Source organism: Woeseia oceani (assembly GCF_001677435.1).
GTDB lineage: Bacteria > Pseudomonadota > Gammaproteobacteria > Steroidobacterales > Woeseiaceae > Woeseia > Woeseia oceani.
On the sequence record NZ_CP016268.1, the window covers coordinates 1,747,695 to 1,760,057 of the forward strand.

A 12,363-nucleotide genomic window follows, 5' to 3' on the forward strand; every position below is an offset into this window, starting at 1 on the left:
TATGGCATAATTCCCGGATGAACAGCCCCGTAGAAAAGTCCAACGAAACCGTAAGCCGCGATGCCGCGAACGCCGATGATACTCCGACCGACGATCACAGCAAGCCGGCACCGGTCGAGATCGGCGGTCGTGACGGTTTGGATCCGACCCGGTACGGCGACTGGGAAAAGGCTGGGCGCTGCATAGACTTCTGATGATCGCCGAATACCCCGTACAACAAGACTGAATAGGAAACTCCCCGGACATGAGCAATCCCGGGCGACCGTTGTCGCCACATCTGTCGATTTATCGCTGGCCCATCACCATGACATTGTCGATCCTGCACAGGGTCAGTGGCATTGCCTTGTCGATCGGTCTCTTGATGTTTGCCTGGTGGCTGGTCGCAGCCTCGAGCGGAGACGCTGCCTACCAGGAAGTCGTGAGCTTTGCAGGCTCGATTCCGGGTCGGGTAATGCTGATCGGCTGGAGCGCGGCGTTCTTTTTCCACCTTGCCAACGGCATTCGCCACCTGGTCTGGGATCTGGGTTATGGCTTTGAGCTAAAGACCGCAAACGCGTCAGCCTGGTTTGTTTTGCTGCTGACCGTTGTGCTGACGGCTGGCTATTGGGTGGCACTATGAGCAGTTTGCGTTCTCCATTGGGTAAAGTGCTGGGTGCCGGTTCAGCGAAAGACGGCACAGAACATTTCTGGTCACAACGCGTTTCAGCCGCCGGTATCGTGCTTCTGGGTCTTTGGTTTGTCGCCGCGTCGTTAGGTTTCGACGCCATCGACCGCGATGGTCTGATCGAATGGGTTGCCATGCCGATGAACAGCATTTTGCTGTTGTTGCTGGCAGTTGCCCTGGCCTGGCACTCGAATCTCGGTGTTCAGGTTGTCATCGAGGACTACATACACGGACCGTTTCTCAAGGTGGTTTCATTGATACTTTGCAAGTTTGCTCATTTGCTGGCGGTAGCAGCCGCTCTGTTTGCTGTACTTAAGATTGCGTTCGGCGGTGCCGCATGAGTGATTACGAATTCATAGACCATAGCTACGATGTCGTCGTCATTGGCGCAGGTGGTGCCGGTCTGCGAGCAACGTTCGGTCTTGCCGAAGCGGGTTTCAAAACAGCCTGTGTAACTAAGGTATTCCCAACCCGCAGCCACACCGTGGCGGCGCAGGGCGGCATTAGCGCCGCGCTTGGCAACATGGGGGAAGACGACTGGCGCTGGCATATGTACGACACGGTCAAGGGTTCCGACTGGCTCGGCGACCAGGACGCGATCGAATACATGTGTAAAGAAGCGCCTGACGCGGTCATCGAACTTGAACATTACGGCGTGCCGTTCTCGCGTACCGAAGACGGCCGTATCTATCAACGTCCGTTCGGTGGCATGACCACCCGGTTTGGCGAGGGCACGGCGCAACGGACTTGTGCCGCTGCTGACCGCACGGGCCATGCGATGCTGCATACGCTGTATCAGCAGTCACTCAAGCATGAAGCGGAGTTCTTTATTGAGTACTTCGCGATTGACCTGATTATGGAAGACGGCGCTTGCCGCGGCGTGGTTGCGCTCGACATGGCCACGGGCAAGCTGCACCGGTTTCGTTCGCACCAGGTAATTCTGGCAACCGGCGGTTACGGTCGCTCGTATTTTTCCTGCACCTCGGCGCATACCTGTACAGGCGATGGCAATGCCATGGTTTTGCGCGCAGGTTTGCCTTTGCAGGACATGGAGTTCGTGCAGTTCCACCCAACCGGAATTTACGGCGCAGGCTGCCTGATTACGGAAGGGGTGCGCGGCGAAGGTGGCTATCTGACCAATTCGGATGGCGAACGCTTCATGGAGCGCTACGCACCGAACGCCAAAGATCTGGCCTCACGCGACGTAGTCAGTCGCTCGATGACGATAGAGATTCGTGAAGGCCGCGGCGTGGGCGCGGAGAAGGATCACATTCACTTGCACCTGGAACACCTGGGGCCTGAAGTGATCCATGAGCGTCTGCCGGGTATCGCCGAATCAGCGCGAATTTTCGCCGGAGTGGACGTAACCCGGGAACCGATTCCGGTATTGCCGACCGTGCACTACAACATGGGCGGTATACCGGCCAATTACAATGGCGAAGTGGTCACCTTGCGCGATGGCGATCCCGATTCTGTCGTGCCGGGCCTGATGGCGGTTGGCGAGGCGGCGTGCGTATCCGTGCACGGTGCTAACCGACTGGGTTCGAATTCACTGCTGGATCTTGTGGTCTTCGGTCGAGCTGCGGCCAAGCATTGTGCCGAGACGATGCAGCCGGACGCGCGGCACAAGCCATTGGCGGCCGATGCGGGCATGAACAGCATCGCGCGTATCGACAAATTGCGGAATGCCGATGGCAAACGCAGCACAGCGGACGTTCGCCTTGAAATGCAAAAGGTCATGCAGAATCATGCGGCCGTTTTTCGTACTGGCGAAACGCTGGGCGAGGGCGTCGAGGCGTTGCGCAAGACCTATACTGCGTTCGACGAAGTTCGGGTCAGCGATCGTTCATTGATCTGGAATACCGACCTGATTGAAACGCTGGAACTGGAAAACCTGCTGCAAAATGCAACGGCGACCATTGAGTCCGCGGCCAACAGGAAGGAAAGTCGCGGTGCGCACGCACGCGAAGACTATCCGGACCGTGACGACGAGAACTGGTTGAAGCACACACTGGCGTGGGTTGATGAGGGCGGTAAAGTCGCGCTTGATTACCGGCCGGTGCATTTGAACACGATGACCGACGAAGTTGAGCCGGTGCCGCCCAAGGCCCGCGTTTACTAAGACGAGCGTACTACACCCACCATTTTCAAACTATTATTGAACGCAGGAGCACGACGTGGCGGAGTTCCGTTTACCGGCAAATTCCCGGATCAAGAAGGGCAAGCATTTTCCGGCGCCCCAAGGGGCCAGCAATGTGCAGAGATTTGTGGTCTACCGCTATGATCCGGACAGCGGTGAGAACCCGCGCATGGACACCTATGAGCTGGACATGTCGGATTGCGGGCCGATGGTGCTCGATGCACTCATCAAGATAAAAAACGAAGTCGATTCGACACTGACCTTCCGCCGTTCCTGCCGCGAAGGTATTTGCGGCTCTTGCGCCATGAACATCGATGGCAGCAACACCCTGGCTTGCACCAAGTCGGCGGACAGCGTCAAAGGCGAGATTCGGATTTACCCATTGCCGCATATGCCAGTGGTGAAGGATCTGGTACCGGATCTGACCAATTTTTATGCCCAATACGCGTCAGTCAAACCCTGGCTGCAGACCCGGACACCAGCGCCACCGGATCACGAACGGCTCCAGAGCAAGGTCGATCAGGAAAAAATCGACGAACCTGCCGCGTGCATACTTTGTGCCTGTTGTTCGACCAGCTGCCCCAGCTACTGGTGGAACAGCGATCGCTACCTTGGCCCCGCTGCATTGCTGGCGTCTTACCGTTGGCTGGTGGACAGCCGGGACGAGGCCACCGGCGAACGGCTTGATGACCTGGAAGACCCTTTCCGACTGTACCGTTGCCACACAATCATGAACTGTTCGCAAGCCTGTCCCAAAGGCCTTAACCCGGCCCGTGCGATTGCCGAGACCAAGAAGATGCTGGTGGAACGCCGCCACTGAGGCTGCCGATGAACCCTGCCGACAGCCCTAGCAAATCGCAGTTGCGCTGGCAGTGCCGGCGCGGCATGCGCGAGTTGGACGTGCTTCTCAGCGCGTGGCTCGAGGAGCACTTCGATGCTGCCAGCGACTCGCAAAAGGCCGGATTCTGCTCGCTTTTGGAGCTTCCGGATCCGCAACTGGCGGGGTATTTGTTGCAGGGCGTCTCGGTCAGCGATCCGGACACGGCAAATGTCGTCAAACTCATTCGAGGTGACTCTAAAGCCTGACCCGGCATTGCAACGCAGGGTCGCGGCTGGCGGACTGGCCGCGCTACTGCTCGGTACAGTCCTGATTGGTCTGCTGCCACTGGCGCCCGGGTTTCGGCTGGGTGGGGCCGTTGTCTGGCTGGTTTACTCGATTGCGGAAGTCCGGACCTGGCACAGGAGCGCCCGCTTGCTGCTCCGGCTACGTTTCGCGGCTGACGGGCAACTGCATGGCTTATTCCAAAATGGACTATGGCAGCTGTTGCAGGTGTTGCCAGGCAGTCGGATCACCTCGCGGCATGCCTGGTTGCGAGTGGGCAACGAGACCTGTCGGGTGCCTGGCATCCTGCTGAGTGCCACGCATAGCCGCCCTGATGATTGGCGTCGATTGCAGACCCAGCTTCGTTTCAGTCGTTGAATGCCCGGGTTTTGGCCACATGGCTAATACTGCTACTATCCGCGGAAGTCACGGTGTGGGTCGAGCTGCTCGCAGCGTGGGCAGGCCCGGTCTCCTGCCTGCTTGCGACCCAGATCACAAAACGAAACCAAAAAGACTATGGAACACTGGGCATTGTGCGAACTTTCCCGACTGCGGTCGGTCTATCCCGAAGTCGATTGGCGAGCCCACTCGCGGAGTGGGGCCTGCCTGCATGACGACTGAAGTAACCGACGCCCAGCTGGTCAAGCGAGTCCAGAAGGGTGACAAAGGCGCATTCGATCTGCTGGTGCTGAAATACCAGCACAAAATCGTGAATCTGGTGATGCGGTATGTGCGAGACCCGGATCAGGCTCTGGACATTACCCAGGAGGCATTTCTTAAAGCCTATCGGGCGTTGCCCCGGTTTCGTGGCGACAGTGCGTTCTATACCTGGCTGTACCGAATTGCCGTGAACACGGCCAAGAATTATCTGGCGGCCCAGCGTCGACGTCCGATGGACGTTGAACTGGACATGCAGGACCCGGAACAGTACGACCTCCACGCGAAGCTTAAGGAGACGGACACGCCGGAGGGCGTAACGTTGAGTCAAGAGCTCAATCAGACCGTGGAGCGAGCGATTGCGGCGCTGCCGGACGACCTGCGAACCGCTATTGTTTTGCGCGAGCTCGAAGGAATGAGTTACGAAGAAATTGCCCAGGCCATGGAATGCCCGGTGGGCACGGTCCGGTCGCGAATTTTCCGTGCCCGCGATGCCATCAGTAAGAAAATCGACAACCTTATCGACTAACGGTGACTTATGAATGACGCGCTGAAAATGCAAATTTCGGCATTTGTCGACGGCGAATTGCCAGCGACTGAGGCTGAACTGCTGATTCGCCGATTGGCACAGGACGCGAAATTGCGCGAACAGGCCGACGCGTACATGACCATCGGCAGGCTGATGCGCGGTGAACGCAGTGCAGCAGGTGCTGACGGATTGCGCCAACGCATTGCCGAGGCGGTTGAGGCGGAGTCGGAACTGGCGACGGTCGCGGCGAGCTGGAGCGAGAATCGCTGGGTTCGTTCGGTAGCCGGTGTTGCCATCGCGGCGTCGGTTGCCATGTTGGCGTTGATCGGGGTAGGTCAGTTTGAATCGGGCGTCGAAGCACAGGGCCCGGCGTCGGTAGCGAGCACACTTGCGACGGACAGCCTGCCGGTCTACACGGAGCCGGCTGTTGCCGAAGTATTGGCGGATCGCCCCAGTGACCGCTTGATGCAGTATTACCTGAGTCACGGTGCGACGTCCGGTGAACTGGGTGCCAATGGCATTCTGTCTCGCCTCGTAACACTGGAGCTGCGCGGCGGTGAACTGGTTGAAATCGTTCCGCAGAACAATGATACGGAGCCTGCCGCCGATACGGCAGACGACGAGCGTGATCCGGCCGCAAGGGACGAATAAGCAGCATGCAACCATTCAGCTTGACCAGGCCGGCTCACGCAGTTTGTGCGTTTGTCACGTTTTTTGTGCTGGCCGGGCCCTTGCAAGCGCGTGGCAAAGCGTCGCCGAATGAATGGCTGGACCGAATGTCGTCTGTTGTTACGACGGTTGACTACGAAGGCACGGTCATCCGGCGTAAGAACGGGCGCTCGGAAGCGCTCAAGGTAGTGCATCGGGTCACCAACGGGGTGGTCAACGAAAAAGTGATCACCCAGGAAGGCAACGGCCTGGAAATCATTCGCAACGGCAATGAAGTGCATTGTATTTTGCCGGATCAAAAATCGGTCTTGATCGAACAATGGAATGACCGCAGTACGCTCTTTTCCACGTTACCAAGCAGCGAGCTTCGCTTCGGCAGCGAATACGATTTGTCGCTGGTTCGTGAAGAGCGGGTCGCCGGTCGGCGCGCAATACTGCTGGCCATTCGGCCGCACGATGGCATGCGGTTTGGGCATCGCCTGTGGCTGGATTATGAAACCGCGTTTCCACTGCGCACTGAGTTGGTCGGCAGTGACGGCTCCCTTATCGAACAGCTGAAATTTGCGGATATCCGCTTTGATTCGGTCATCAGTGACCAGGCGCTGGCGCCGTCTTTGAATCTCGACAATTTCACCTGGTATACGGAGCCTGCGCGCATGCAGGTCGTTGACGTCGAGACTGACTGGCACAGTGACGACTTGCCGAACGGTTTCCGTGCGGTGTCAACCCGGACCGAGGAGATGCCCGGTCTGGATAATCCTGTAACGCACATTGTCTACAGCGATGGTCTTGCCACCGTCTCTGTATTCATTGCTGACGAGCAGGACGGCCAGAGCGCCGAACGCTACCAGGTTGGTGCCTCAAGTTCTTACAGCACTCACGTGGCTGGCCACCAGGTTACTGCCGTGGGGGAAGTTCCTGCGATAACCGTGCAGCGCATTGCGAGTTCCATGCGCCGCAAATAGCGGTAAATCCGGTAGTATTCACGGCTGAAGACACGGGCCGACAAGTACAGTCGCAGGCAAACCTTCCGTATGCATACACCCACAGCAAGAATCACCGCTGTTCACGGCGATCGCGTGTCGCTCATTGTCGATGCGCCACTGGCCTGCGCTCGATGTGCCGCAGGCAAGGGCTGCGGAGCGGGCCTCCTTGGCCGACGAGCGGCAGCGAAAGCGTTTGAGTTGCCACGGCCGGCAGGGCTGGGGCTGTGCGTTGGCGACGAGGTGACGCTGGACATACAGCCCGAACGTTTGTTGCAGGCCTCAATCTGGGCCTACGGACTGCCATTGGCCGCCATGCTGCTCGGCCCTGTGGTTGCGCACTGGCTGTGGGGGCCGCTCTCGGACTCACAGCTTGCATTGGCCTCGCTGGCGGGTCTGGGCCTCGCCATTGCTGTAGGGCGGCGATTGCTGGTGAACGAACCCTGCAGCGGTCAACTGGTGCCTTCGATCAGCGGCCATAGGCCGACCAGCACGTGAGCCAGCGGGAAGAAACTACGGCCGTATTCCAGGTTTACAGTCGTGCGGGTTGCCACTTGTGCGAGGTGCTGATCGAGGAATTGCTGGCGCTGGCTCGTGGACGAGCGACAGTGGACGTGCGTGACGTGGATACCCGCGACGACTGGCGGCAAGAGTACGGTCTCCGGGTGCCGGTTGTGGAGCTGGAGGGTCGTTTCCTCTGCCAGTTCGAGCTGGACCGGGCGGCGATTGCACAAGCGTTGCGCGGAAACGCGGCTTGAAACCTGCCGTCGCATTATTCTCTAAACGTATATACTGCGCGGCTGACCCAGGCGCTGCGCGCACCTTGCTGAGTACCAAACTGTCCCGCCCATGAAGCACATTCGCAACTTTTCCATTATCGCCCATATTGACCACGGCAAATCGACGCTGGCCGATCGCTTTATCCAGATGTGCGGCGGCCTGCAGGACCGCGAGATGTCGGAGCAGGTGCTGGACTCGATGGATATCGAGCGTGAACGCGGTATCACGATCAAGGCACAAAGCGTTTCTCTCGACTACACGTCTCCGAGCGGCGAGGTGTACCAGCTCAACTTCATCGATACGCCAGGGCATGTCGATTTTTCCTACGAGGTTTCCCGCTCTCTGGCCGCGTGCGAGGGCGCGCTGCTGGTGGTCGACGCAGCACAGGGTGTTGAAGCGCAAAGTGTGGCCAACTGCGTTACGGCCATCGACATGGGGCTCGAAGTTCTGCCAGTGCTGAACAAAATCGATCTTCCTGCCGCCGACGCAGACCGTGTGATTCACGAGATAGAAGACATCATCGGCGTTGAAGCACAAAACGCATGCCGGGTCAGCGCAAAGACCGGCCTTGGTGTCGCGGAATTGCTGGAGCAACTGGTGGCATTCATCCCGCCGCCGGTTGGCGACCCGGAAGAGCCACTGCAGGCGCTGATTATCGATTCCTGGTTCGACAACTACGTCGGTGTTGTTTCGCTGGTGCGGGTAATGAACGGCAGCCTCAAGAAGGGCGCCAAGTTCACGGTGATGTCGACCGGCCGCAGTTACAACGCGGATCGGGTTGGCAAGTTCACGCCGAAAATGACGGATCGCAACGAGTTGTTCACTGGCGAAGTGGGCTTCGTCATTTCCGCGATCAAGGACATATTCGGCGCACCGGTTGGCGATACTCTGACCCTGACCGCGAGACCCAGCGCAAAGCCGTTACCCGGTTTCAAACAGGTGCAGCCGCGCGTCTTTGCCGGTTTGTTCCCCATTAGCTCCGATGACTATGAAGGGTTCCGCGAGGCGTTACAGAAGCTGCGTTTGAATGACGCTGCATTGCATTTCGAACCGGAAACCTCGGCCGCACTGGGATTTGGTTTTCGCTGCGGCTTTCTTGGCATGTTGCACATGGAGATTGTCCAGGAGCGTCTGGAGCGTGAGTACGATCTTGACCTGATAACAACGGCGCCTACGGTCATATTCGAAGTCTTGCAGACCAATGGCGAGATCATTTTCGTGGACAATCCGTCCAAATTGCCACCGTCGAATGAAATCACGGAGCTGCGCGAGCCGATCATCAAGGCAAGCATACTGGTGCCGGAGAAGTACGTGGGGCCGGTCATCAAGCTCTGTATAGAAAAGCGCGGTGTGCAGGTGCAAATGCGCTATCTGGGTGCGCAAGTTTCTTTGGAGTATGAAATCCCGCTGGCGGAAGTGGTTCTCGACTTTTTTGACCGGCTTAAGTCGGTCAGCCGCGGCTTCGCGTCTTTTGACTACGAGTTTGTGCGTTTTGACAATGCGTCACTGGTACGTCTCGACATACTCATCAACAAGGAGCGTGTTGATGCGTTGTCGATTATTGTGCACCGTGAGACCTCAACGCAGCGCGGCCGGGAACTCGTCGACAAAATGCGAGAACTGATCCCGCGGCAAATGTTTGATGTGGCGATTCAAGCGGCAATTGGATCACAGATCATTGCGCGCAACACGGTCAAGGCACTGCGTAAGAACGTCACCGCCAAATGCTACGGTGGTGATGTATCGCGTAAACGGAAGCTGCTCGAAAAACAAAAAGCCGGTAAGCGCCGTATGAAGCAGATCGGTTCGGTCGAAATTCCGCAGGAAGCGTTTCTGGCTGTATTGCGGACAGATAAGTGAGATGTGGACGTGAACATTAATCTAGCGTTGTTACTGACTGTATTGACGGCGATTTCCGGGGTTATCGTCGCCTACAATACGTTCGTTGTGCAGAAGCGGCCGAACCCGCCTGGTGCGGTTGAAGCGACGGCTATCGAATACGCGCAATCGTTCTTTCCGGTGTTGTTGATGGTGCTGGTAATTCGTTCGTTCGTCTTCGAGCCGTTTCGTATTCCATCGGGTTCCATGAACCCGACTCTGCTGCAAGGCGACTTCATTTTCGTGAAGAAGTACACCTACGGATTGCGTTTGCCAGTAGTGGAAACCAAGATTATCGAGACGGGAGAGCCGGAGCGCGGGGATGTCGTTGTGTTCCGCTTGCCGTCAGATCCCAGCATTAACTACATCAAGCGGGTGGTGGGACTGCCTGGCGACAACATCCAGTACCGTGACCATCAGTTGCTGATCAACGGAGAGCCGATGCCCCTCGGTGCCGGCGAGGCGTCGGCCGAATTTCCGGGGTCGTTGCAGTTCACCGAAGTGCTGGGTGACCGCGAGCACGAAATTCTGGTGCGCAACCCGGGCAGTTCGGCGATAGAGCAGCGGTACACCGTGCCGGAAGGGTCTTATTTCATGATGGGTGACAACCGTGACAACAGTCAGGACAGTCGCTATATCGGTACCGTACCCGAGAGCCACCTGGTCGGAGAGGCAGTACGCATCTGGATGCACATGGACGGACTGAGCTGGCCACGCTGGGAGCGGGTAGGGATGAAAATTCAATAATGTGGTGTAAATCACTGAAATTGCCATTAAAATCGGCTGAAATTCAACGCTATCAATGGCGTTTCGGCAGGCCAGGCCGGGACTGACGGAGGCATATCGTGACGAGTACTACCGACCGCAGGGTCGCAACGGTCAACAGAAAGAACATTCGTGGCATGACCACGCTGGGAATGCTGATTCTGGTGGTGTTTCTCGGCATGTTTGCTTTTGCCGCCATCCAGCTGACACCCGTGTACCTCAATTACATGAAGGTGGCTGGGGTCGTGGAAGGGGTGAAGGAAGAATTCGACAGTCAGGCGCCGACGTTGAGCAATATTCGGCGGTCGATTGAACGTCGTTTCAGCATCGAGAGCGTTGCCGTGCTGACGGCGAAGGATGTCAAAGTGACCCCGGATTCCGGTGGTTTCCTGATTGCGGCGAATTACGACCACACCGTGGCGTACCTCGGCAACGTGTCTTTCACCGTCCATTTCGAAAAATCCGCGTTAATCCGCCGCTAGGCGCTGCCGCCATGGCGGCGTGCGTGATGGTCTGGCAGGATAGGCCTCCCGAAATTACTTGTGCCGCTACGACAGGGCAGAGGCTTTGCACCATTGGAAAACGCCGCCGCGTGGCTCGCCCGAACGCTGGACTACCAATTCACTGATCCGGCCTTGCTCGACAAAGCCCTGACGCACCGCAGCGCGACAGGGCAAAGTTACGAGCGTCTTGAGTTTCTGGGCGATGCTGTCCTCGATTTCGTCATTTCCGCCGAAGTGTATGCACGTCGACCGGATGCCAGTGAAGGTGACCTCAGCCGTTTCCGTGCGACGCTCGTCAATGATTCGTCATTGGCTGAGTTGTCAGCCGGACTGGGTGTGGGCGAATTTATCAATCTGGGCAGCGGCGAGAAGAAGACCGGCGGGCACCGCCGTTCCTCGATCCTGGCCGACGCATTGGAAGCACTGTTCGGTGCCGTTTATATAGACCGCGGTTTCGCAGCCGCGGAAGCGATGGTATTGCGGGTCTACAAGGATCGTCTGGAGTCGTTGCCCGAATCCGGTGACCTGAAGGATGCCAAGACCAAATTGCAGGAACATCTGCAAGGCAATGGCCTGGAGTTGCCCAGCTATGAAGTCAGTGACGTCAGCGGCAAGCCGCATCGGCGCCGGTTTGTGGTGACTTGCCGCGTCTCCGCGTTGCACCTGGAATCGAGCGGGCAGGGTACGTCCCGGCGTATTGCCGAACAAAATGCCGCACGCGAAATGCTTGCGTCAATCAAATCACAGCCGAAGGCTCAGTGAATGAATAAGCAAGAACACCGCTGCGGCTTTGTCGCCGTAGTCGGCCGACCAAACGTCGGCAAATCCACTCTGATCAATGCGATCATCGGTCGCAAAGTCAGCATTGTCAGCCCGAAGCCGCAGACAACCCGGCACCGGATACTCGCGGTACACAATGAGCGGGACAGCCAGACGGTGTTCGTGGATACGCCGGGCTTGCACCTGAATGCCAACAAGGCAATGAACCGGATGATGAACCGGACGGCGGCCAATGCATTGCTCGATGCGGACCTGGTGCTGCTGGTTTGCGAAGCGGATCGCTGGACAACCGAAGATGATGCGGTGTTGGCCAGGGTGCGGGAAAGCGGCAAGCCGACCATGGTCCTCCTCAACAAGATTGACCGGATCAAACAAAAAGAGGAGTTGTTGGGTCTGATCGCGGCGATGAGTGAACGCCATCAATTCCTGGAAATTCTGCCGCTGTCGGCAAAAAACGGTGAGAATCTGGATCGGCTGTTGTCGTTGTTGCCGGAACGTCTACCGGTATCCCCACCCCTGTTTCCCGATGACATGGTGAGTGACCGCGATGACATGTTCCGCGCAGCGGAACTCATTCGCGAGAAGTTGACCTGGGAGCTGCGGCACGAATTGCCCTACGGCCTTACCGTGCAGATTGAACGTTTTGACGACGAGGCCGAAGGTATAAGTATGCACGCGGTCATCTGGGTCGAGCGCGATAGCCAGAAAGGCATCGTCGTCGGCAAAGGAGGCGCGTTGCTGAAGAAAATTGGCACCCAGGCGCGGATCGAATTGAAGCGGCACTATCGCCGTCCCGTACACCTGGAAATGTGGGTCAAAGTCCGCGACAACTGGGCTGACAGCGACAAAGACCTCGCGCAATTGGGTTACGACGTACCGTGAGTGGCGAATCGAAGCCGCTGCAGTAAGATAC

The 12,363-nt window shown here is 57.7% G+C and carries 17 protein-coding genes; all 17 read left to right on the top strand.

Translation table 11 applies throughout. The features are described from left to right. Window positions 1–17: 17 nt before the first annotated feature. Complete coding sequence (locus BA177_RS18345; protein WP_197493383.1) at window positions 18–194, top strand: DUF1674 domain-containing protein; 177 nt, start codon at window positions 18–20, stop codon at window positions 192–194. Between the two features lie 50 nt (window positions 195–244). Continuing rightward, window positions 245–619 carry a succinate dehydrogenase, cytochrome b556 subunit gene (gene sdhC, locus BA177_RS07725; RefSeq protein WP_068615047.1) on the top strand — a complete coding sequence of 125 codons (375 nt, stop codon included), beginning with the start codon at window positions 245–247 and terminating at the stop codon, window positions 617–619. Further along, window positions 616–1,005, top strand: a complete 390-nt coding sequence (sdhD, locus tag BA177_RS07730) for a succinate dehydrogenase, hydrophobic membrane anchor protein (RefSeq protein WP_068615050.1) — start codon at window positions 616–618, stop codon at window positions 1,003–1,005. Before sdhC ends, sdhD begins: the two co-directional genes overlap by 4 nt. Continuing rightward, window positions 1,002–2,786 (top strand): succinate dehydrogenase flavoprotein subunit, encoded by a 1,785-nt coding sequence (sdhA, locus tag BA177_RS07735; protein WP_068615052.1) that lies wholly within the window; start codon window positions 1,002–1,004, stop codon window positions 2,784–2,786. The genes sdhD and sdhA overlap by 4 nt, the downstream gene beginning before the upstream one ends. Window positions 2,787–2,841: 55 nt before the next feature. Then, window positions 2,842–3,624: a succinate dehydrogenase iron-sulfur subunit gene (locus BA177_RS07740; protein ID WP_068615055.1), complete on the top strand. Its 783-nt coding sequence runs from the start codon at window positions 2,842–2,844 to the stop codon at window positions 3,622–3,624. 8 nt (window positions 3,625–3,632) lie between these two features. Continuing rightward, entirely contained in the window at window positions 3,633–3,890 is a 258-nt protein-coding gene (locus BA177_RS07745; RefSeq protein ID WP_068615058.1) for an FAD assembly factor SdhE, read from the top strand. After that, complete coding sequence (locus BA177_RS07750; RefSeq protein ID WP_156762738.1) at window positions 3,853–4,284, top strand: hypothetical protein; 432 nt, start codon at window positions 3,853–3,855, stop codon at window positions 4,282–4,284. The genes BA177_RS07745 and BA177_RS07750 overlap by 38 nt, the downstream gene beginning before the upstream one ends. A 232-nt stretch (window positions 4,285–4,516) precedes the next feature. Then, window positions 4,517–5,092 (top strand): RNA polymerase sigma factor RpoE, encoded by a 576-nt coding sequence (rpoE, locus tag BA177_RS07755; protein WP_068615064.1) that lies wholly within the window; start codon window positions 4,517–4,519, stop codon window positions 5,090–5,092. A gap of 9 nt (window positions 5,093–5,101) precedes the next feature. Then, entirely contained in the window at window positions 5,102–5,743 is a 642-nt protein-coding gene (locus BA177_RS07760) for a sigma-E factor negative regulatory protein (protein WP_068615067.1), read from the top strand. A 5-nt stretch (window positions 5,744–5,748) separates the two neighbouring features. Beyond that, window positions 5,749–6,726 carry a MucB/RseB C-terminal domain-containing protein gene (locus BA177_RS07765; RefSeq protein ID WP_068615069.1) on the top strand — a complete coding sequence of 326 codons (978 nt, stop codon included), beginning with the start codon at window positions 5,749–5,751 and terminating at the stop codon, window positions 6,724–6,726. Window positions 6,727–6,795: 69 nt separating this feature from the next. Further along, the gene (locus BA177_RS07770) at window positions 6,796–7,242 is read left to right on the top strand and encodes a SoxR reducing system RseC family protein (protein WP_068615072.1); all 447 of its coding nucleotides are present in this window, start codon (window positions 6,796–6,798) and stop codon (window positions 7,240–7,242) included. Continuing rightward, window positions 7,239–7,502 (top strand): glutaredoxin family protein, encoded by a 264-nt coding sequence (locus tag BA177_RS07775; protein ID WP_068615075.1) that lies wholly within the window; start codon window positions 7,239–7,241, stop codon window positions 7,500–7,502. The genes BA177_RS07770 and BA177_RS07775 overlap by 4 nt, the downstream gene beginning before the upstream one ends. 91 nt (window positions 7,503–7,593) lie before the next feature. Beyond that, on the top strand, window positions 7,594–9,384 hold the full coding sequence (gene lepA / locus BA177_RS07780; RefSeq protein WP_068615078.1) for a translation elongation factor 4: 1,791 nt from the start codon (window positions 7,594–7,596) through the stop codon (window positions 9,382–9,384). A 9-nt stretch (window positions 9,385–9,393) separates the two neighbouring features. Next, window positions 9,394–10,149, top strand: coding sequence for a signal peptidase I (gene lepB / locus BA177_RS07785; RefSeq protein WP_068619080.1), 756 nt, complete (start codon window positions 9,394–9,396; stop codon window positions 10,147–10,149). 98 nt (window positions 10,150–10,247) lie between these two features. Then, window positions 10,248–10,649 (top strand): DUF4845 domain-containing protein, encoded by a 402-nt coding sequence (locus BA177_RS07790; protein ID WP_068615081.1) that lies wholly within the window; start codon window positions 10,248–10,250, stop codon window positions 10,647–10,649. Between the two features lie 93 nt (window positions 10,650–10,742). Continuing rightward, window positions 10,743–11,432 carry a ribonuclease III gene (gene rnc, locus BA177_RS07795; RefSeq protein ID WP_068615084.1) on the top strand — a complete coding sequence of 230 codons (690 nt, stop codon included), beginning with the start codon at window positions 10,743–10,745 and terminating at the stop codon, window positions 11,430–11,432. Then, window positions 11,433–12,332 (top strand): GTPase Era, encoded by a 900-nt coding sequence (era, locus tag BA177_RS07800; RefSeq protein ID WP_068615087.1) that lies wholly within the window; start codon window positions 11,433–11,435, stop codon window positions 12,330–12,332. The last annotated feature ends 31 nt before the right edge of the window (window positions 12,333–12,363 follow it).